Raw genomic sequence first — 18,245 nt, forward strand, 5'->3', positions numbered from 1 at the left:
GGCGGCCAGGGTCTAGAGTTGAGATGCAGCCCTCAACCGACCCTTTCAGGAGGCTGAAATGAAGTATAGCGGCATCGATCTGCACTCGAACAACGCCGTAGTCGCCGTGATTGACGACCGGGACCGGGTGCTGTACTGCAAGCGGCTTGCCAATGATCTACAACTCATAGTGGCCGCGCTGGAGCCCTATCGGGATGAACTGCAGGGAGTGATCGTGGAATCAACGTTCAACTGGTACTGGCTTGTCGACGGACTGATGGCCGACGGTTTTGCCGTACATCTGGCCAATACTGCAGCGATCAAGCAGTACGAGGGCCTGAAGTACTCAGGTGACGAACACGACGCCGTATTCCTTGCCCACATTTTTCGGCTTGGATTGCTGCCCGAAGGCTACATTTATCCGTCTCACGAACGCGCGTTACGCGACCTGGCGCGCAAGCGCATGCAGCTTGTCCAGCAACGCACCCTGAACATCCTGAGTATCGAAAGCCTGCTCGCCAGGCAGCTCAATCTACGCATCAATGGAGAACACGTGCAACGTCTCGACGACGCAGCGGTGCGAGCACTCGCGTTGCCGCCGCACGTCGAGCGCGCGCTGATGGCTAACCTTGCCGTGCTCCATACGCTGTGCACAGAGATTCAGGCGCTTGAGACCATTCTCCACAAGGAAGTCAAGCTGCGCCCACAGTTCGACATCCTCAAGAGTGCACCGGGAATCGGCAACATCCTTGCGGCCACCATCATGCTCGAAACCGGCACCATCGCACGCTTCGCCAGCGTTGGCCATTTCAGCTCCTATTGCCGCTGCGTGGACAGCAAGCGCATCTCCAACGGCAAGAAAAAGGGCGAAGGCAATGCACGCAATGGCAACCGTTACCTTGCCTGGGCATTCGTCGAGGCCGCCGCTGGAGCGTTGCGCTGCTGTCCACAGGCCAGACGTTTCTATGACCGCAAAAAGTCAAAGCGCCTGCCCGTCGTGGCTATGAAGGCACTCGCACACAAGCTCGCGCGTGCCGCTTATTACATGATGAGGGAGGGCAAACCCTTTGACCTCAACCGATGTTTCGGCTGACCTTGGCGGGGGGTGACGAGCCCGGCGGCATTGTTGGCATCAAACCAGCAAGTTGATTGGGACACACCCCCGGCCATTCCCGATGCAGCGTAACGACTGAGACGCCCAGACCATGAGCCCGAGCAAGCCTGGTACCCACACGGGTAACCACATTGTTGTCTCACCCCTTGGACATTGGCCTGGTACCGACGGTTTTCTGGGGCTCCACGTGAGCCAGGGGCGAAGGCCAGAACACCGGCACTCGCCTTGAACCCGATGGGTGACTGGTGCGGATCAGTTCCGCAACCAGATGAACGAAATACCGGGTGCGCCGCGACGTTTCGCTTCGCACGGGGCCAGCGACCGCTTTGCAACAACGCAAGGCCGCGCCTTGCGGGTAGTGCTGTACCGCTTTCCAACGGCCTTTCAATGGGTGACTATACCACCGCACTATCCCAGATCCCGCGTCACTGCTCTGAAGGAAGCGCTGCTCCATTCGCGAATCGCTATCGACGATAGTCGCACCGTATCGCTGCTTACCCCTCTGCAAACTTTGCATGACGTGTTTGGCGTATGGGATTGGGAGCGTCGCCTTAAATCAATCGCAATTGAATTTGATTTGTCCGATCGGGTCTTGACGATTGCCGCATGACATCGCTCGTAGTTAGCTATCCTGAGAGGCTCGCTGTGGTGAACCACTGCATGCCCGGCCACACCGAGTCTCTTTCGGCAGCCCCAAAAAATAGCCCCTAAATAGCGTTCCGCCGTGCGGCAGGCGCTCGCGTAGACGGTTGTTCAACTTGCGCCCAAGTGGTTCAGCCCCACCGCAGAGTTGGACCAGCGCGTGGCCGAGCGCACAGCGCAACTTCATCGGGGCTGAGCATGACGGGCAGCGTGCGGGCAGGCGCACCGGGTGCATCCTTACTGACCATCCGTTCGGGGCGGTCGAGCGCGACTTCGAAAAGGAATTTCGGTCGCGCGATTGCGGCATTCAGTGATAGAGGCGAGGTGCCGTGATCGACCAGATGCTGGTAGCGACGCAGGTCCTCGGCGGTGGACAAACATGCGCTGGAGCTTCGGGGGGACGTTTGCGTGTGAGGAGGTCATGATTGGCTCCTCTGGGAAAACGAGGCGGATTACCTCATGCGCCGACATACGGAATTGCGTTGCCGGCCTTTCACTGATCTGCAACGCCTGACCGTAGTTTCTACCGGGCGAGCGGTTCCAGTTCTGGACACGCATCGCCCGTTCGGTTGGCGCGATGGGTTCTTCCGGCTTCAGACGTTATTCAGCGCTGGCGAATAGAAGAAGCGTTCAAGCGCCTCAAGCACCGCTTGAACCTCGAGCATGTTTCGGGGCTGTCGCAACACGCGGTGGTACAAGATCTCGCCGCCAAGGTGCTGTGCGACAACTTGCAGGCCTTGACCACCCTGACGGCCCACGCCTGCCATGAATTGCCGCCCGACCGATGCATTAACCGCGCTTACGTGCATTCCGTGCTCAAGCCTCTACTGCCATACCTGTTGCTCGGCATCGCCGCGGCGACCTCGCTGGCGGACGCCCTGGCCCTCATCGCACGCCATACCTTCCGTCATCGACCAGGGAATCTCAAAGCAACGGAAACCCCGCTCGAAACCCCACAAATCCATGACGCAAAAGCCTTGCTGAAAGATCTCCATTTCTTAACTTGGACGGATTGGGGCTCAGGTGGACGGTGGAGTTTTGCGACTGTTGTCTGTCTGGAAACGGCGTAGGAAGGTCATGACATATCCGACCATGTTCCCTGCCAATATACGGGCGTGGGGCTGCGCGACGGAGAGCTGGAACACCTTTTTGAATCGTTTTATACGACGAAAGCGGGAGGCATAGGCACGAGCCCTGCCATCTGCAGGTCCATTGCCGAGACTCATGGCGGGCGCATCGACACAGGCGCCGAAAGCCTGCCAGTGCGGTGTTTCGCTTCGTCATCCCTGTCGAACGGCATGATTGTCCGCGTGCAGCAGCTCAGCGCGCCTAAGACCGCAGGTTTAAAGCCCGCGGCAGCAGGGGCGATTTGCGGCGGCGTTTGTGCTGCCGGCATGCAGCGGCCAACAGCAGTTGTTTTCCGGTATCTCCTGCTTTGTGCTGCCCCCCGCGGCGAGCGGGGCCGGGGTGACTGCGTTTGAAGGCGCGTAGAGGTAAATCTGCAGCACGCCTCTGGCATCGACGGCATAGTAAGCGCCGAAAAGAGGGTGTATCGCTCGCCCCATGCCGCGGTTCATGTTCTAGCCGCTTTGTGCGACGCATTGCAGACGTAGATGCAAAGGGTAGCGGGCCGCTTGGGCGGCGGCAAACCTACATTCGGAGATCTACCCTACTCTCGTCTTACCGTGTCATACTCGGAACGCGTCTTATCGGCGCAAAACGGCGGGGACGCGTCTCTGTCAAGCGGCGAAAATGTCTCATCAGTCCGCCGCATTGTGGCGTGTTGAGGACTCGTTTATGGCTACCGATCGGCATGTACCGTCGTCCACGGGTGGAATCCGCGGCTCGACAGTCTTTGTCGTCGACGACGAAGAGTCCATCCGCCTCGCGCTGTGCGACCTACTGGAGTCGGTCGGGTATTCCGTCGAGACGTTCTGTTCGGTGCAGGAATTCGTGACGTTTCGCAAACCCGCCGGCCCAAGCTGTCTCATCCTCGATGTCAGGCTCAAAGGCGAAAGCGGGCTGGCGTTCCAGCAGGCGATGGCACGCGAGGGACTGCAAATGCCGGTTCTCTTCATGACGGGGCACGGCGACATGGAAATGTCGGTGCGAGCGATGAGAGCTGGTGCATTCCATTTTTTCCCGAAGCCGTTTCGTGACCAGGATATGCTCGACGCGATTTCCGAGGCAATTTCGAAAGACTCGCAACGCATCGAAAAGGAACACAGCCTCGCGGCTGTACGCGCCGCGTACGCCTCGCTGACGCCGCGCGAACGCGAGATCCTGGCGCTGGTGGTCAGCGGAATGCTCAACAAGCAGATCGCCGCGCAACTCAACCTGAGCGAAGTCACGGTGAAAATCCATCGCGGCCAGTTGATGAAGAAAATGGACGCGCGCTCACTCCCGGATCTCGTTTTCAAGGCCGCCGCACTCGAAATTGGGCGGTAACAAAGAAAGCCGCGCCCTTAGGCACGCGCCAGCCGCCATTGACGGAAAGAGGTCCGCAAAACGCTGTTTTGAGCGCCCCTGCCTAAATCCCGACGTTGCCGAGTGCTCGCTTCAGGAGCGCCGCATCCACGGGCTTGTCGAGCAGAGTGATGGCTGTGCTGGACTGCACCTGCACTCGCAGCGCGTCGCTGGGAAACGCGCTCACGAAGATCGTCGGCGGCGCGGCGCCCAGTGCGACAAGACGGTCAAGCAATTCCAGTCCTGACATGCCGGGCATGCGGACGTCGGAAAGCAGGACTCCGTTTTCGGTGCGAAGGTGCGACGCCCGCGCCGCCAGATAGTCCGAAGGCAGCGAATAAGTTTCGGTCGAATAGCCGAGCGATTGCACCAGGCTTTCGAGCGCCAGGCGGGATGATTCGTCGTCGTCGACAATCCAGACGATCCCGGAAACGGAAGCCCGCGGCTGTCGTTGCGAGGGGCTTCGGGAGGACATAAGGTCGCTTGCCAATGATTGCTTATTCAATCTAGACCCTGGAGCGTCGACTTGTCCATCATACCGACGTATGTCTGACTATCCCTCCGGAACGATGAGACGCAGTGCGTCGTGCCCGCATCGAGACCTGCCGGGCGCGCCATCGCCCAAGATTTCATCGAACGAACGCCGTCCAAGGAACCTTGAGTACGCCTCTCGTGGCAAATCTGCCGCCATGCAAGGAAGCGCACGCGCTGTGCGAGGTTACCTTCGCGCTCGGCCTTCATCATCGACGCGACGATCTCGGCAAGCGTACCGAAGTAGACACTCTTACCGGCACGAACGGCCTCAACGCCAAGCGCTATGCACAGGTGTGATTTGCCGGTTCCGGGCGGACCGAGGAAATGCACGGCCTGACGTCGTTCGATGAAGTCGAGTTCTGCCAGCGCCATGATGCGATCCCGATCGAGACCCGGCTGGAATCGCAATTTCGGGTTGACAGAATTATTGCGTTCTACGGCTTCGTTGCGTGGCCGCTTTCCAGAACCTCGCTGTTTACTGACTACCTTCGACACCCTGTTCACCCCGCGTCCGCCAGCATCGACTGACGACAATCCAATGCGGCGCACCGGCACGCGTACTGTGCGCGAACCTCTTCATCGAGCGGATCGTCAGTCGCCAGCAGATATTAAATAAACAGTACTTCGCCGACGTCGATCGGCCGCAGCGTCTGGATGAAGATGCGACTGCCGTCTTCGATGGTCTCGCAGTTGGGGGCACACGCATGGTTCAGCCATCGCGCGCTAGTGCCGCCACGGCTGCCGTCAATCACGCGTCCATCGGACAGCCCAAAGAGGAACGTATGTCCAGAGACGCCTTCCCGCCGGTGACGACGCACGGCCTCGCGCCAGCGTGTAATTTCGCCCTTGTACTCGAGCACGCGCTCGCCTGCCGCGAGGGCGCGCATCGCGAAAACACCCCTGCCATGAACTGAAGACTGCCGGACAATCACGCGCCGCATACCGTTTCCCTATTGATATCCGCGCAAGTATAAAGCGGTAAATTTCCGCATCCACTGCGATGTGATGTGTGAATCATCGTCAGGCCCGCGACCTTGGTCTTCGCGTAGAAACTGGAGCGTTCAGGTTCAACCGAGCAGGAAGTTGAAAGACGAGGTCAGACTTTGCAGCAGAGACGTCTGAAATCAGAATAGCTGCACGCCAAGCTCGCGCAGGCTGTCCCATTTGACGGTGCTGACGAAGGTCCAGCCTGTGGTGTCGAGCGATTCGATCATGGCGCGCTGAATCCGCGCTTCGGCGACAACCCGCACGATGCGCGCCTGGTAGCGCAGCAGCGCCCCGGTGCGCCACGGCATTTTCGCCGCTCATGCTACCAGGTCGACGGCGACCGATCCAGGCGGCTGGCCGCGCGTTGCGCGTCTCAACGATAGTCGCCGGTAGCAACAACAGCCTTTGTGCAGACGGCAAGCCCTCTGGCATTGCCGCCTCCGGCGACACAGGCAACGTGATCCTGCTGTCAGGCGCCGTTCACCGCATCCTTGAACGCCTTGCCGGCCGTGAACTTCACGGTTTTCGCGGCGGCGATCTGGATTTCGGCGCCGGTTGCCGGATTGCGGCCCACGCGCGCGGCGCGCGCGCCTGTCGAAAACGAACCGAAACCGATCAATTGCACGGTCTCACCTTCCGTGATCGCCGCCGTCACGGTGCCGATGAAGGCGTCGATCATTTCCGCCGTTGCCGTCTTGCTGTCACCCGTCGCTGCAGCGACGGCGTCGACCAGTTCCTGCTTGTTCATGAGTCATTCCTCGTTGTGGTTGTTGATCGCGCCACCCTACCGCATCGGCGCGCGTTTGCGCAATCGCCGCTGGTAACTGGATCCGGTCCGCCGCGCCACGCCCATCGCCGCGTGACGTCGAAGCGCGATGCTTCCCGCGCCGGCGGCAGGCGCCGCAGCCGCGCCTGAAAGTTCTTGCTTATTATCAGGGCCGCATCATTCCAATGGCGATAACTGACAGCCGTCCCATATTCAGATTGCATCGCCTGTGCAAAAATGCTCTTAACGCTCCCTGAAGCGTCACCCCTGACCGCCTATGGAACTCCTCGACCTTGAACCGCAAGTGCTCGCGAATCGCCGCGGAGTGGCCTTCGGCCTCCCCCATCAGAACAGCACGGTTGGATGCGTCATCACCATCCGGGCGCTGGAAGCCTGCTTCTGGCTTGAACCGCAGGCCAGCGACGCGCGGATCCTGAAGACATTTCGTGACGGTTACAGCCGCATCCGGGCCATCGCCGAACGGAAGCTGCTCGCCCATCCGACCACAACGCTTGAACTGACACCGACCGACTTCGTGCGTCGCTGATCACCAGACGGCAGGCGAATGCGCACGCGACGCGGTGCTCAGGTGGCGCCCAGATTCGCGCTTCGTGCGCGGGCGGGAGAAGAAGGAGCGGCGCAGCCTCGCTGCGGCGCCCGACGCCCCGCCATGTTGCTGGCTGAACAGCGAAGTCGCGCAAATCGGCGAGACCGCATCGCTGCGCACTTCCTCTCTAATGGTGCACGGTGCACGGTGCACGGGGCCCTGGCCGGTAACTGAAAGCGGAAATACCAACGCACGGCGCAACTGATAACGCCAGCGGGAAAACGATGACCGTGATAAAGCGATTTTGATTTCTTCATCGCACCATCTTACGAACGTGACAATGCCCAACAATGAGCAGTTCCTGAAACGCGCATACGCCAGTCGCCCGGTCGAACAGGAGGGACGGTTATCCGCGCCAGTGCGGCAGGTTCTGCCGGCGCCGCAGCGTTGGGCGGCGCGGATCGACGAGCTGCTTCGCGATCGCAAGCGGCGCGCCGGGCGTGTCGCTTGCCCTGGCCGGATGACGCTATCAGTACGACTTGTAGGGCAGGAATTTGCCGCTGAGCACCACCTGGACCCGGTCGCCATTCGCATTCGGCTCGCGCTGGATATCCATCGAAAAGTCGATCGCGCTCATGATGCCGTCGCCGAACTCCTCGTGGATCAACTCCTTGATCGTGGTGCCGTACACATTGACGATCTCGTACCAGCGATAGATCAGCGGGTCGGTCGGCACCGCGTTCGGCAGCGAACCTTTGTACGGGACGATTTGCAGCCACGCGGTTTCTTCGTCGGTGAGGTCGAACAGTTCGCGGGCGACCCCCGCCTGTTTCGCATCGAGCGTCATCTGACCGAGCAGCGCGGCGGTCGTCCACTCCTTGCTCTTGCCGATCTTCGCGGCGATCTCGGCCCACGTCAGCTTGCCGGCAACCTTCGCGGCGACGATTTTCTTCGTGACTTCATTTCGATCCATGATTGAGTTCCTTTTGAAGAGCCCGGCAATACCGGTTGAGAGAGGTGCAGTGATAGTAATAGTAATCTTGGTTGAGATAACATCCACCCGGAGCCCCGAGCCACGAAGTCGCCAGCAAGCTGCTGTATCTGGCCTTGCGCAACATTGAAAAGGATTGGAAGATGCCGCCTATCACCTGGCGGCAAGTTTCCGGTGCCATCAGCTTTACCGTGTGGCCGTACTGCTGGAACATTTGCGCCCAGTGATGTGCACCCGAGCAGGCTTCCATGCCAATGAGACAAGCCGGTAACTGGGCAATCAGCGTGACCAGTTGATCGCGTGAGACACGTGGCCTGATCAATACCGCCTTGCCAGCTTCATCCACTCCGTGAACCGCAAAGACGTTCTTGGCAAGATCGATTCGGATGGTGACAATGGACATGGACTTCCCCTCCTGTCGTGTTGATGAAGGTCGACACTTCATCATGGCACGTTGATGCCGATTCGCGGCTTGCGCCGCAGCCTCGGGACGGGGAAGTCCCTTTCATTCGACACAACCTTTCCGCAGCGTGCTAGACCGTCCATGCCGCAGCCGAGAAATTGTTCCGTGAAGAAAACTGCTACTGGGCGACAGGTTATCTAGGTCCCTCAACCTGACAGAGGCCGATGAGTTCCCTCGCGGTGGACTGCAGCCGGGGCATCCGCCGACGCGATCGTAAGTCGCGCATTTCATTCACGGCCCATCCGCTCGGCCGCGTCAGCGCATAAAGAGAAAGCACACTCGCCGTCATGGCACACATCGGCCTCCATCGCGCTTGCCTCTCGGACCGTTCTCTCAGCAACGCAACGCTTTGCGCTCAAGTCACACAAGAAGCGAACGATCGTATCGATAGGTGTTCCTGGACCAAAAATCGCCGCTACCCCGTGGTCGAATAGCTGCTGATGATGGGCGTGCGCCACGATGCCACCGACTACGACGGGAATGCTGAGTCCCCTTGAGGCAAGTTCGGTGAGTAGTTGCGGCACGACCGTCAGGTGCGCCCCCGCCATCGTCGATATGCCCAGAACTTCGCATTCGCATTGCACCGTCCGCTCGACGATCTCCGAGACTGATTCAAACAATTGCCCTTCCCTCACGTCGAAACCGGCATCCGACAACGCGCCCGCTACGATCTTCATGCCGCGATCATGACCGTCCTGCCCGATTTTCGCGATCAGAATGCGTGGGCGTCTACCCAACTCCCCGCTCAGCGCCTGCACATCGTTACACGCGCGAACCCACTCAGGATCGTTGCCTCTCTCGTTGCCATAGTGTCCTGTGCTATTCGTGCGCGGTGGCATGTAACGCGGCCATACCGCTTCGAGCGCGCGTGTGCATTCGCCGACGGTCGCCCGCAAGCGAATACATTCGACCGTCGCCGCCAGTAGATTCCCTTGCCCGTCGCGTGCCGTCTGGGCGAACCTCGCAAGACTTGCAGCCACGTCCCGATCATTCCTCTGGGCGCGCACCGCCTGGATCCGAAGTGCTTGCAGCTGACGCACGTGCCGGTTATCGACCTCGAAACACTCGGGGGCGACGTCCGACGATTCATCGCGAAAGCAATTTTCTCCGACAATCCGCGTGCCGCCCGAATCGATCCGCGCCTGCGTTTTCGCCGCACATGCGCGGATCCGCTGCTGTACCCAGCCGGAATGAATCGCCGCGAGCACACCGCCGTGCGCGTCCATTTCGGCCATCGCGGCCTCGGTTTTCGCAACGATATCCGCAGTCAGCGACTCCATCATGTATGAGCCGGCCCACGGATCCACGACATCGCACAAGCCCATCTCGTGTTGCAGGATCAATTGGGTGTCGCGCGCCAGCCGCGACGACGCCGCCGACGGCAGTGCGAGCGACTCGTCATACGCGTTGGTGTGCAAGGATTGCGTACCGCCGAATACCGCCGCCATCGCCTCGACCGCTGTACGGACGATGTTGTTTTGCGGGCGATGCGCGCTGAGCGACCATCCCGAAGTCTGACAATGCATCCGCAGCGCTAGCGCTTTTGTCGAGCGCGCGCCCAACCCGGCTGCAATGCGTGACCAGACGATGCGCGCCGCCCGCAGCTTCGCAACCTCTACGAAGAAGTCCGTGCCTACACCGAAAAAGAAACTGAGTTGAGCACACACGTCGTCGGGTGTGCGACCGCGCCGGGATAGCGTCGACACATATTCGCGCGCATTGGCGAATGTCAGCGCCAATTCGAGAACGGCATCTGCACCGGCCTCCTGGAAGTGATAGCCGGACACCGATAACGCATTGAAACGCGGCATCCGTGCAGCGAGATAATCGGCGACATCGGCAACGATCCGCATCGAAAGTTCGGGCGCATAAATCCACGTGTTGCGGACCATGTACTCCTTCAGGATGTCGTTCTGGATCGTACCGCTAAGTGCGTCGGCACTGACGCCGCTCTCCTGCGCCGCGACGATGAACGCGGCAAGCACCGGAAGCACGGCGCCATTCATGGTCATCGACACCGACACGCGATCGAGCGGAATGCCTGCGAACAGCCGCGCCATGTCTTCGACGGTGTCGATTGCAACGCCCGCCATACCGACATCGGCAAGCGCCTCTGCATCGGTCGAATCGTAGCCGCGTTGAGTCGGCAGATCGAACGCAACCGACAGGCCTTGCGCGCCGTCCTGCAACGCTGCACGAAACGCCCGATTCGAATCCGCGGCGTCCGCGTAGCCCGTGTATTGACGAATCGTCCACGGCTTGTGCGTGTACATCGACGGGTAAGGTCCGCGCACAAACGGCACATTGCCGGGCAAGCTGTCGAGGTGGTCTATACCTGAGAGATCAGCGGAGGTGTAAAGCTGCCGGAGCGGCACGGTACGTGGCTTCTCCCGTGGGCTCATCCTCTCCTCCAGCGCTTCTTCGTCAAGACATCCGCAATCTTCTGACCGTCGCTCAGACGCTTCACTTCGCACCAGTGAGCCAAGTCATCGGAATCGACCGAACGTGCAACGAAAGTCACTTCAAGCGCATCGCCGACATTGATATTGCCGTGATAGAACACATCGCGACTGACCGTAACGGGCGGTTTGGGAAAGCGATACGTTTGCCACTCGGCGCGGTCGACAAACGAAGCGAAACTAGCGAAATAGAGAAAGTCGGCACCATTGAAATCGTTATTGGGGCAAGGCAAAAACTCGACCGCCTCGGGAAGCTCCAAAGTACTCATCCTCGCACTCGTCTCATAACGGCCTCCGCCTTTACGAAAGCGCTTGCCCGCCTCGGTCATCTCAACCGCTTCGTCTGGCACAGACTTGATGTCACCTGCCAGTTCCTTGAATGCCGCGCGTACCACGGAGCGGTTGTTGCCCGCTTCGGTGCGATTGACGAAGGTCGACATCATCGACAGCGTCGCCACGGTTTGCTGAGCATCAACGATCCGGTGCCGGCTGAAGTGACGCACCGGACCGACGCGACATAGTTCTGTGTCAATGCTGAAGTCATCGTTTTCGTCGATACCGTCAAGCGATTGCGCACGCAAGCTGAGCGCGGTAAACGCGGCATAGGATCGCACTCCATCGTCGGCGATGAACTCAGGCACCGCGCGGCCCGTGTCCACTGCTAACGCTTCCCAATGACGGTGTCCGCACTCCTTTAGCAGCCAGCTTTCGGACAAGCCGGGCAGGCTCAATTGCGGCATACCGGCGCGGTATCGTGCTGAAGACCGCTGCATCGGCTTATGCAGCGAGCGCTGCCGCGCTCGCTGAGCCGACTGCCACCCCGCGCGCAGCACAAATCGCATCAACAATATGTTGCGCATCGCGAGCGATGCCCGAAAAGCGCCCGGAACCCCACGTATGCAGCCACGGCAGGCCAACGAAATAAAGCCCAGGCAGGGCAGTGATGCCACGCGAATGCGCCGGATAGCCGCGTCCGTTGAACACGGGCGCGTCGAGCCACGCAAAGTCCGGCGTAAAGCCAATACACCAGATCACCGACGTGATGCCGCTCGCCGCGAGATCGAGCGTCGTGCGCTCGCTGTGCGGTCGCCATACAGGTTCGTAACGCGTGCCGGCGGGCGCGTCGATGCCATTCCTTTCGATGTAGCCGTCGATGCTCGCGTTGATGCGGTTATACGTATCGTCCGCGTCGTCGAGATTCGCGCCAAGGTTCGGTGTAAAGCGCAACTGCCCGTCGCGCAGATCTTCGAGACGGCCGTACAGTTCCATGCCCTCGGCGGCGAACTTCCGCAGATCGATATCACGCCCGCCGTCACGACCGGTTACGTAGTGATTGGTGTTGTCACGAACGCCTTCGCGTAATGGATGCTGCTCGACCGGCATATCGTAGTAGCGCATGTCGGCCAGCCAGTCCACCACATCGCGTCCGCGATAGAATCGCGCGCAACGGGGCGCCTCACCCACCGCGAGCACCACTTTCTTTCCGGCGAGATGCAGGTCTTCCGCGATCTGCGCACCCGACTGTCCCGAGCCGACGACCAGCACCGCTCCATCCGGCAACGCCTGCGGATTGCGGTATTCGGACGACTGAAGCTGCACGATGCCAGCGGGCAGACGCTCTGCCATGCGCGGCACGATCGGTGTGTGATAGCCGCCCGACGCGACCACCACATGATCCGCCGTAAACGCGCCCGCCGACGCATTCACTGCATAGCGGCCATCGATTCCACGCGTCACGCGTTGCACGGCCGTGTGTTGGAGCACGGGGGCATCGAGCTTCGCAACGAACCTGTCAAGGTACGCGATGATCTCGTCCTTCTTCATGAAGCCGTGCGGATCGTCGCCTTCATACGGATGCCCCGGCAACGCGCATTGCCAGTTCGGCGTGACGAGACAGAATGCATCCCAGCGCTGGTTGCGCCAGGTATGCGTGACGGTGTTCTTTTCGAACACCAGATGATCGATACCGGCTTGCTTCAGGTAATAGCTGATCGACAATCCTGCCTGACCGCCGCCGATGACCAGCACGCTGTAATGGCCGCTTTCGGAGATTAGTTGCTGCGGGATTGCTGTGCTTGACATGACGTGCTCCTCCAGGAAAATGTCGATGATTGATTGAGCGGTTGAGCGAACGGGACGCAACGTCAGCCGAGCGCGAGCACGGTCACCGTGGCATCCGGCTGCGCAGCGAAGCGCGCGGCGTGCGCTTCGATTTGCGCGAGCTGATCCATTGCGGAAGAACAGGCGAAGCCGAATTTCTCGCGTACCCGTTCTGAGCCGATATGGAGCGCTTCGCGCGAGCGCCGCACAAAATCGTCGACGGGATAGCGCGTGCCCGGCGTGAAAAAGTCGCTGACGACGGTCGACGGCGAATAGCAGTTCGCTTCGGTGCCGTCGGGCCATTGAATGCGGAAGTGCATGACTGGCATCACAGGTCCTCGGTGGTGTTGCACGGCTGCTTCGCAAGCCAGTGCTGGTAGATGTCGAGATGACGGCGCGCGCTCGTCAGCCAGCTGAACCGGCCGAGCAATGCCGGCACCGCATAAACGAAGTCGGTTGCGTCGGGTCGATCCAGCACATCGCACAATGCGCATGCAATCGATGCGGCGTCGTACGGATCGGCCCAATGGCACAGAGAGTCGTTGAGGTATTCGGTGAACGGCGCGATGCGTGAGACGACTACCGGCTTGCCCGATGCCAACGCTTCCAGCACGACGAGGCCAAAGCCTTCGCGCAGCGACACCATCGCGACCGCATCAGAGCAACGGAATAGCGCGGGAATGAGCGCATCGTCGATCGGCCCTGTCACGAGAACCGGTTCCCCCTCACCGACCGCGAGACCCAGCTTCGCCGCACGCGCGAAAAATTCACGCGTGTACGCGTGGTGATCGAGCAGACTCGCGCCGCCTGCGATCACGAGCTGCGCATTGGGGTGCGTCGCCCGCAGTTGTGCAAACGCGTCGAGCAGCATCATCGTATTCTTGCGCGCCTCGATACCGCCGACCGCCAGCACGACCGGCGCACCGACGATGCCGAGCTTCCCGCGCAACGCCGCTGATTCACCAGGCGTCGCGGCGCTCGCGCTAAAGCGCTGTACATCCACGCCGTTTGGCACCGTTAGAGCGTCGACGTGATAGACGTCGCGCATCTGACGGGTCCACGTGTCGCTCACGCAAAGCACGGTGTCCGCATCGCGCCACGCTCGCGTTTGCCACTGCGCGAGCTTTGGGTCCGTGAAGTGGTCGAGATGATGGACCGTGCGCACGAAGCCGTGAATCGCGCCCCCTTCCTTCAGTTCGGCCAGTGCGTTGCCGCTGATGCTGTCCTGCGCGTGCAGCACTTCAAATGCGTCTGCTTGGTGCTCGCGATGCGTTCGCATGAAGGCGCGTTTCAACGCTTGAATCCGCGCACCGACCATGTCGACGGTATTCGTTGCCGGTTCAGTCACCGGCGCGAGCACGACATTGCATGGAGATTCACGAAACATCACGTCACCGTCGGCGGCCGGCGCGAAAATCGTCACGTGATGGCCGTGCAGATGGAGTGCCTGTGCCAGTTCAAGTGTATGCACGACGCCGCCGCGCGGATTGACCGAATGCGTGAACAGCGCTATGCGCAACGACGCGCCGTTCATGATGCGGGGTCTCTGGCCGGGGCTGCGGTGCCGGCGCCGATGAATGCGCCATCGCAGAAGTCCCACAATAACGCAGACTCATCGCCCTGTTGAAGCACGACTTCGTGCGAAACATCGACGATGCCGATTTCCGCGCACGCGAGAGAACGGGCGGCAAAGCGCGCGACCACCTGCTCGACGTGCGCCTCGCGTACCGACAGCAAGAATCCGTAGCTCGGAAACGCGCTGAGCCAGCGCTCGAAATCGACGCCATCCGGACGCGGAATCGCATCGAGGTCGATGCGCGCGCCGACCTTCGAGCATTCGAGCAACATCAGCGCGGTGCCGAGCGTACCCGCCATGCTGATGTCCTTAGCTGCATCGCACAGACCGTCTTCCGCGAGTGAAGGCAACAGTTCCAGGTCAGCGCGCAAGCGTTCGGCGGGCGAGCCGACCGACGCATTCCAGAAAGGATGCGGATCTTCAAAACGCCCTCGCAGATCGACCGCCATCAGCAGACGATCGCCAGGACGGGCATGAAAGCTCGACAATAAAGCCTGCGCACGGCCAACGATCGACACCGCAAGTTGCGACGTCGCGCTGCGCGTATTCGTATGTCCACCAACCACCGGCACGCGATACGCGACCGATGCCGCCGCCATGCCCGCCAGTACCTGATCGGCCGAATCGATGCCGTCGCTCCACAACGCGTCGACGACTGCGAGCGGACGGCCGCCCATCGCGTAGATATCGCTGACGTTGACCATCACGCTGCTGTAGCCCGCAAACCATGGCATTGCCGCGACAAAGTCCGCGACCATGCCTTCGATTGCAAAGAGCAGGTAGCCGTCGTCATCGCGAATCGCCGCGCAATCGTCGCCGACGCCCACCGCCTGCGCGAGGTCGTCGGTGCCGCGCGGCAAGCGGCTCGCCAGTGACGCGACCACGCCCGTGATATCCGTCTTGTGCTGAAAGCCACGGCTTGCGCGCAATCGTTCGACGAGGCGCTGCACGTCAATCGCGTTCGCACCGCTCATGACGCTCTCCGATACGGCACCACGAAACCGCTCTCGGGCGTCGCGCACGGCGGATACGCGTCGAGTTGCGCCTGCATCAGGTGATGCGAACGCCCGAACAACGTCTCTTGCTGGATCGTGTCCCAGCGCAACCGCTTGAATAGCGGCACGTTCTGGCTCTGCACGTGCGCAAAAAAACTCTCACATCCGAGTGCATGCGCACTGCTCACTGCCAGCCGGATCAGTGAGGAGCCGATCTTGCCGTACGAGCGGAACGCCGCATGGACGGCCAACCGCGAACCGACCCACACGCCAGGCTCGCTCTCGTGAATGCGCACGGTGCCCACCACCTGTTCCGGCATGCCGGCGACACAACTCAACGCGACGAGCAGATGCGCATGCGTGTCGATCTCGTCGCGATCGTCGCCGATGAAAATGCCCTGCTCGACGCAGAACACCGCACGGCGCAGCTTGTACGCTTCGTCCGCTTCCCAGGGCAGCGTTGTCCACTTGATGCGAAACTCGCTCGGCGTATAGGCGGCATCGACCGTCAACGTATCGGTTGCGTCGCAGAACATAAATCACTCCTCGTACGAAGACAGCGACGAACACGCACCGCACTTGCCGCAACCGGCTTTGATATCCGCCGATCGCATCGCAGCCTCGCTGAGCATCGCGCCGATCGGCGCGAGCACCGACCGCATGAACTCGGGCGTCGGCGCCGGATGATCTTCTAGCGGCGTGCCGCTGATCGGCACGAACGGCACGACGAACGGATACACGCCAAGGTCGATCAGTTCGCGCGCCATCGCGACGATCGCGTCGGCCGTATCGCCGAGACCCGCGAGTATGTACGTGCTGACCTGGCCGCGTCCGAACACAGCCACCGCCGCCTCGAACGCTTCCATGTAGCGCGACAGCGGCACGCTCGCCTTGCCGGGCATCACACGCTCGCGCACTTCGGGCGTAACCACTTCGAGATGCATGCCAAGCGTATCGATGCCGCTCGCTTTCATGCGTTCGAACCAGCGGTCGTCATCGGGCGGCTCGCATTGCGCCTGAATCGGCAGATCGACGGCCGCCTTGATCGCAAATGCGCTGTCGCACAGAATTTGCGCGCCGCGATCGGAAGTCGGCGGCGTGCCAGTCGTCAGCACCATATGTTTGACGCCATCGAGCAGGACCGCGGCACGCGCGACTTCCGCGAGTTGCTCTGGAGTCTTGCGGGCAATCGTGCGGCCGGCCGCGAGCGACTGCCCGATTGCGCAGAACTTGCATGTCTTGCGACGGCTTTCGTAACGGATGCAGGTTTGAAGGACCGTGGTGGCGAGCACGTCCTTGCTATGCAGCGTGGCGATATGCGAATACGGCACACCGTCGAATGTCTGCAACGCATAGAAGCGCGGCGGTTTCGGGAAGCTGATATTCGCAATCGGGATCGTGCCGCGCATCAGCGCGCTGGTGCCGCTGACATCCGGTTGCGCCGCAACGAACGGCGAATTCCACGCGGTGCTGGTATGGACCGGCACCATGATCGTCACCCCATCGACAGTGACCGCCTTGTGGTCCGACGGACCGGCGCCGCCGCGCCGGCTCGCAGCGCCCGCATGCGGATCGACGAGACGCAGTCCCGTCGACTGCAATTCAGTCATCAATTGCCGGCTCGCTGCCGACACATTCTCGCGTGCGCTCATGGAAGGCTCCTGTAGTGCCGTGGAAGGCGTCGTCGGCCGGGGCCATCGACGTGACGGGCAATGCGAGCGAATCATTGATCGCAAGACGCAGCAGTTCGGGCCGCGCATAGTGACCGACCGAATCCATCATGCGTTTGCGTTTTGTGATCAGCGACATGTCGAGATCGGCGATCACCATGCCCTCGCCTTCGCGCAACGGCTCGCAGAGATGCTGGCCTTCCGGCGACACGATGGCGGTCATGCAGCCGCCGCGCAGCGCTTTTTGCAGCTTTGGATCGCTCGTCACGGAGTCGATCTGTGCATCGGTCAGCCAGCCCGTCGAGTTGACGACGAAGCAGCCCGATTCGAGCGCGTGATGGCGGATCGTTACTTCGATCTGCTCGGCGAAAATCGGCCCGACCAGCGAGCCGGGGAATTGGGCACAATGAATCTCTTCGTGCTGCGTCATCAGTGCATAACGCGCAAGCGGGTTGTAGTGTTCCCAGCACGCAAGTGCGCCGACCCGTGCAATGGCCGTTTGCGCGACCTTGAGGCCGGCCGCGTCGCCCTGCCCCCAGATCATGCGTTCATGAAACGTGGGCGTGATCTTTCGGCGCTTCAGCACGAGCCGCCCATCCGCGTCGAAGATCAATTGCGTGTTGTACAGGCTGCCGTGATCGCGCTCGTTGACGCCGAGCACCACCACCGTCCCGTGCATTCGCGCACGCTCCGCGACCGCATGCGTGACCGGCCCCGGCACGACGACCGCTTCGTCGTAGAGCCGCATATGATCCGCACCCGACGCAACCGGTGGCCGCACGAAAGAAAAGTACGGGTAGTACGGCACGAACGTCTCCGGAAAGACGATCAGCTGCACGCCTTTGCCGGCAGCTTCGTCGATCGCCGCGCAGACCTTGTCGAGCGTGCCGGCAGCACGTTCGAGGTCCGGCGCGATCTGGACGGCAGCGGCGCGAATGACGCGTTTATCGGACATG

20 protein-coding genes and 4 pseudogenes are annotated in these 18,245 nt (G+C 61.1%); 6 read left to right on the plus strand and 18 right to left on the minus strand.

Annotated features, from left to right (window positions below):
• Positions 1-58 precede the first annotated feature (58 nt).
• Complete coding sequence (locus tag OKW44_RS01755; RefSeq protein WP_018420430.1) at positions 59-1,072, plus strand: IS110 family RNA-guided transposase; 1,014 nt, start codon at positions 59-61, stop codon at positions 1,070-1,072.
• 289 nt (positions 1,073-1,361) lie between these two features.
• Positions 1,362-1,703 (plus strand): hypothetical protein, encoded by a 342-nt coding sequence (locus tag OKW44_RS01760; RefSeq protein WP_162633966.1) that lies wholly within the window; start codon positions 1,362-1,364, stop codon positions 1,701-1,703.
• A gap of 163 nt (positions 1,704-1,866) precedes the next feature.
• Here the strand turns inward: OKW44_RS01760 and OKW44_RS01765 are convergent, their stop codons facing one another.
• The gene (locus OKW44_RS01765; RefSeq protein ID WP_162633965.1) at positions 1,867-2,112 is read right to left on the minus strand and encodes a hypothetical protein; all 246 of its coding nucleotides are present in this window, start codon (positions 2,110-2,112) and stop codon (positions 1,867-1,869) included.
• 273 nt (positions 2,113-2,385) lie between these two features.
• On the opposite strand from OKW44_RS01765, the gene OKW44_RS01770 reads away from it, so the two are divergent.
• The 3 genes from OKW44_RS01770 (at position 2,386) to OKW44_RS01780 (ending at position 4,183) form a co-directional block, all read left to right on the plus strand.
• The gene (locus tag OKW44_RS01770) at positions 2,386-2,805 is read left to right on the plus strand and encodes a hypothetical protein (protein ID WP_239499108.1); all 420 of its coding nucleotides are present in this window, start codon (positions 2,386-2,388) and stop codon (positions 2,803-2,805) included.
• A 45-nt stretch (positions 2,806-2,850) separates the two neighbouring features.
• Positions 2,851-3,216 (plus strand): ATP-binding protein, encoded by a 366-nt coding sequence (locus OKW44_RS01775; protein WP_343219822.1) that lies wholly within the window; start codon positions 2,851-2,853, stop codon positions 3,214-3,216.
• A 316-nt stretch (positions 3,217-3,532) separates the two neighbouring features.
• On the plus strand, positions 3,533-4,183 hold the full coding sequence (locus OKW44_RS01780; RefSeq protein WP_018420691.1) for a response regulator transcription factor: 651 nt from the start codon (positions 3,533-3,535) through the stop codon (positions 4,181-4,183).
• A gap of 82 nt (positions 4,184-4,265) precedes the next feature.
• Here OKW44_RS01780 and OKW44_RS01785 read toward each other — a convergent pair whose 3' ends face one another.
• The 5 genes and pseudogenes from OKW44_RS01785 to OKW44_RS01805 all read right to left on the minus strand — a co-directional run bounded on the left by OKW44_RS01785 (position 4,266) and on the right by OKW44_RS01805 (position 6,470).
• The gene (locus tag OKW44_RS01785; protein ID WP_051103787.1) at positions 4,266-4,676 is read right to left on the minus strand and encodes a response regulator transcription factor; all 411 of its coding nucleotides are present in this window, start codon (positions 4,674-4,676) and stop codon (positions 4,266-4,268) included.
• Between the two features lie 215 nt (positions 4,677-4,891).
• A pseudogene (locus OKW44_RS01790) lies at positions 4,892-5,137 on the minus strand (ATP-binding protein); the annotation flags it as partial.
• A 98-nt stretch (positions 5,138-5,235) separates the two neighbouring features.
• Positions 5,236-5,676 (minus strand): annotated as a pseudogene (locus tag OKW44_RS01795) (SET domain-containing protein).
• A gap of 183 nt (positions 5,677-5,859) precedes the next feature.
• Positions 5,860-6,030, minus strand: coding sequence for a hypothetical protein (locus OKW44_RS01800; RefSeq protein WP_018420686.1), 171 nt, complete (start codon positions 6,028-6,030; stop codon positions 5,860-5,862).
• A gap of 161 nt (positions 6,031-6,191) precedes the next feature.
• Complete coding sequence (locus tag OKW44_RS01805; RefSeq protein ID WP_018420685.1) at positions 6,192-6,470, minus strand: HU family DNA-binding protein; 279 nt, start codon at positions 6,468-6,470, stop codon at positions 6,192-6,194.
• Positions 6,471-6,765: 295 nt separating this feature from the next.
• Between OKW44_RS01805 and OKW44_RS01810 the strand changes: the two genes are divergently transcribed.
• Positions 6,766-7,035 (plus strand): DUF1488 family protein, encoded by a 270-nt coding sequence (locus tag OKW44_RS01810; RefSeq protein ID WP_018420684.1) that lies wholly within the window; start codon positions 6,766-6,768, stop codon positions 7,033-7,035.
• A 218-nt stretch (positions 7,036-7,253) separates the two neighbouring features.
• Here OKW44_RS01810 and OKW44_RS01815 read toward each other — a convergent pair.
• The 12 genes and pseudogenes from OKW44_RS01815 to OKW44_RS01870 all read right to left on the minus strand — a co-directional run.
• A pseudogene (locus OKW44_RS01815) lies at positions 7,254-7,352 on the minus strand (IS6 family transposase); the annotation flags it as partial.
• A gap of 212 nt (positions 7,353-7,564) precedes the next feature.
• A complete protein-coding gene (gene cynS / locus OKW44_RS01820; protein WP_018420682.1) occupies positions 7,565-8,008 on the minus strand; it encodes a cyanase in 444 nt (147 codons plus the stop codon).
• Positions 8,009-8,195: 187 nt separating this feature from the next.
• A pseudogene (locus OKW44_RS01825) lies at positions 8,196-8,429 on the minus strand (IS110 family transposase); the annotation flags it as partial.
• A 287-nt stretch (positions 8,430-8,716) separates the two neighbouring features.
• Positions 8,717-10,891, minus strand: a complete 2,175-nt coding sequence (gene scpA / locus OKW44_RS01830; RefSeq protein ID WP_084754079.1) for a methylmalonyl-CoA mutase — start codon at positions 10,889-10,891, stop codon at positions 8,717-8,719.
• Positions 10,888-11,688 carry a Pnap_2097 family protein gene (locus OKW44_RS01835; RefSeq protein WP_239499106.1) on the minus strand — a complete coding sequence of 267 codons (801 nt, stop codon included), beginning with the start codon at positions 11,686-11,688 and terminating at the stop codon, positions 10,888-10,890. Before OKW44_RS01835 ends, scpA begins: the two co-directional genes overlap by 4 nt.
• Positions 11,689-11,725: 37 nt before the next feature.
• Entirely contained in the window at positions 11,726-13,030 is a 1,305-nt protein-coding gene (locus tag OKW44_RS01840; RefSeq protein WP_018420678.1) for an MSMEG_0569 family flavin-dependent oxidoreductase, read from the minus strand.
• Between the two features lie 62 nt (positions 13,031-13,092).
• Positions 13,093-13,377: an MSMEG_0570 family nitrogen starvation response protein gene (locus OKW44_RS01845; RefSeq protein WP_018420677.1), complete on the minus strand. Its 285-nt coding sequence runs from the start codon at positions 13,375-13,377 to the stop codon at positions 13,093-13,095.
• Positions 13,377-14,582, minus strand: a complete 1,206-nt coding sequence (locus tag OKW44_RS01850; RefSeq protein WP_018420676.1) for an MSMEG_0565 family glycosyltransferase — start codon at positions 14,580-14,582, stop codon at positions 13,377-13,379. The genes OKW44_RS01845 and OKW44_RS01850 overlap by 1 nt, the downstream gene beginning before the upstream one ends.
• Complete coding sequence (locus OKW44_RS01855) at positions 14,579-15,598, minus strand: sll0787 family AIR synthase-like protein (RefSeq protein ID WP_018420675.1); 1,020 nt, start codon at positions 15,596-15,598, stop codon at positions 14,579-14,581. Before OKW44_RS01855 ends, OKW44_RS01850 begins: the two co-directional genes overlap by 4 nt.
• Positions 15,595-16,155: an MSMEG_0567/Sll0786 family nitrogen starvation N-acetyltransferase gene (locus OKW44_RS01860; protein WP_018420674.1), complete on the minus strand. Its 561-nt coding sequence runs from the start codon at positions 16,153-16,155 to the stop codon at positions 15,595-15,597. Before OKW44_RS01860 ends, OKW44_RS01855 begins: the two co-directional genes overlap by 4 nt.
• A gap of 3 nt (positions 16,156-16,158) precedes the next feature.
• Positions 16,159-17,229, minus strand: a complete 1,071-nt coding sequence (locus tag OKW44_RS01865; RefSeq protein ID WP_035470894.1) for an MSMEG_0568 family radical SAM protein — start codon at positions 17,227-17,229, stop codon at positions 16,159-16,161.
• Positions 17,222-18,244 (minus strand): Nit6803 family nitrilase, encoded by a 1,023-nt coding sequence (locus OKW44_RS01870; RefSeq protein WP_018420672.1) that lies wholly within the window; start codon positions 18,242-18,244, stop codon positions 17,222-17,224. The genes OKW44_RS01865 and OKW44_RS01870 overlap by 8 nt, the downstream gene beginning before the upstream one ends.
• Position 18,245: the final 1 nt, after the last annotated feature.

Source organism: Paraburkholderia lebeckiae, from assembly GCF_050436325.1.
GTDB lineage: Bacteria > Pseudomonadota > Gammaproteobacteria > Burkholderiales > Burkholderiaceae > Paraburkholderia > Paraburkholderia tuberum.

What these genes read in the sequence shown, in the direction of transcription:
- OKW44_RS01755 (WP_018420430.1), top strand. Translation starts at nt 59, where the DNA reads ATGAAGTATAGCGGCATCGATCTGCACTCGAACAACGCCGTAGTCGCC.
- OKW44_RS01760 (WP_162633966.1), top strand. Translation starts at nt 1,362, where the DNA reads ATGAACGAAATACCGGGTGCGCCGCGACGTTTCGCTTCGCACGGGGCC.
- OKW44_RS01780 (WP_018420691.1), top strand. Translation starts at nt 3,533, where the DNA reads ATGGCTACCGATCGGCATGTACCGTCGTCCACGGGTGGAATCCGCGGC.
- OKW44_RS01785 (WP_051103787.1), bottom strand. Translation starts at nt 4,676, where the DNA reads ATGTCCTCCCGAAGCCCCTCGCAACGACAGCCGCGGGCTTCCGTTTCC.
- OKW44_RS01800 (WP_018420686.1), bottom strand. Translation starts at nt 6,030, where the DNA reads ATGCCGTGGCGCACCGGGGCGCTGCTGCGCTACCAGGCGCGCATCGTG.
- OKW44_RS01805 (WP_018420685.1), bottom strand. Translation starts at nt 6,470, where the DNA reads ATGAACAAGCAGGAACTGGTCGACGCCGTCGCTGCAGCGACGGGTGAC.
- OKW44_RS01810 (WP_018420684.1), top strand. Translation starts at nt 6,766, where the DNA reads ATGGAACTCCTCGACCTTGAACCGCAAGTGCTCGCGAATCGCCGCGGA.
- cynS (WP_018420682.1), bottom strand. Translation starts at nt 8,008, where the DNA reads ATGGATCGAAATGAAGTCACGAAGAAAATCGTCGCCGCGAAGGTTGCC.
- scpA (WP_084754079.1), bottom strand. Translation starts at nt 10,891, where the DNA reads ATGAGCCCACGGGAGAAGCCACGTACCGTGCCGCTCCGGCAGCTTTAC.
- OKW44_RS01835 (WP_239499106.1), bottom strand. Translation starts at nt 11,688, where the DNA reads ATGCCGCAATTGAGCCTGCCCGGCTTGTCCGAAAGCTGGCTGCTAAAG.
- OKW44_RS01840 (WP_018420678.1), bottom strand. Translation starts at nt 13,030, where the DNA reads ATGTCAAGCACAGCAATCCCGCAGCAACTAATCTCCGAAAGCGGCCAT.
- OKW44_RS01845 (WP_018420677.1), bottom strand. Translation starts at nt 13,377, where the DNA reads ATGCCAGTCATGCACTTCCGCATTCAATGGCCCGACGGCACCGAAGCG.
- OKW44_RS01850 (WP_018420676.1), bottom strand. Translation starts at nt 14,582, where the DNA reads ATGAACGGCGCGTCGTTGCGCATAGCGCTGTTCACGCATTCGGTCAAT.
- OKW44_RS01855 (WP_018420675.1), bottom strand. Translation starts at nt 15,598, where the DNA reads ATGAGCGGTGCGAACGCGATTGACGTGCAGCGCCTCGTCGAACGATTG.
- OKW44_RS01860 (WP_018420674.1), bottom strand. Translation starts at nt 16,155, where the DNA reads ATGTTCTGCGACGCAACCGATACGTTGACGGTCGATGCCGCCTATACG.
- OKW44_RS01865 (WP_035470894.1), bottom strand. Translation starts at nt 17,229, where the DNA reads ATGACTGAATTGCAGTCGACGGGACTGCGTCTCGTCGATCCGCATGCG.
- OKW44_RS01870 (WP_018420672.1), bottom strand. Translation starts at nt 18,244, where the DNA reads ATGTCCGATAAACGCGTCATTCGCGCCGCTGCCGTCCAGATCGCGCCG.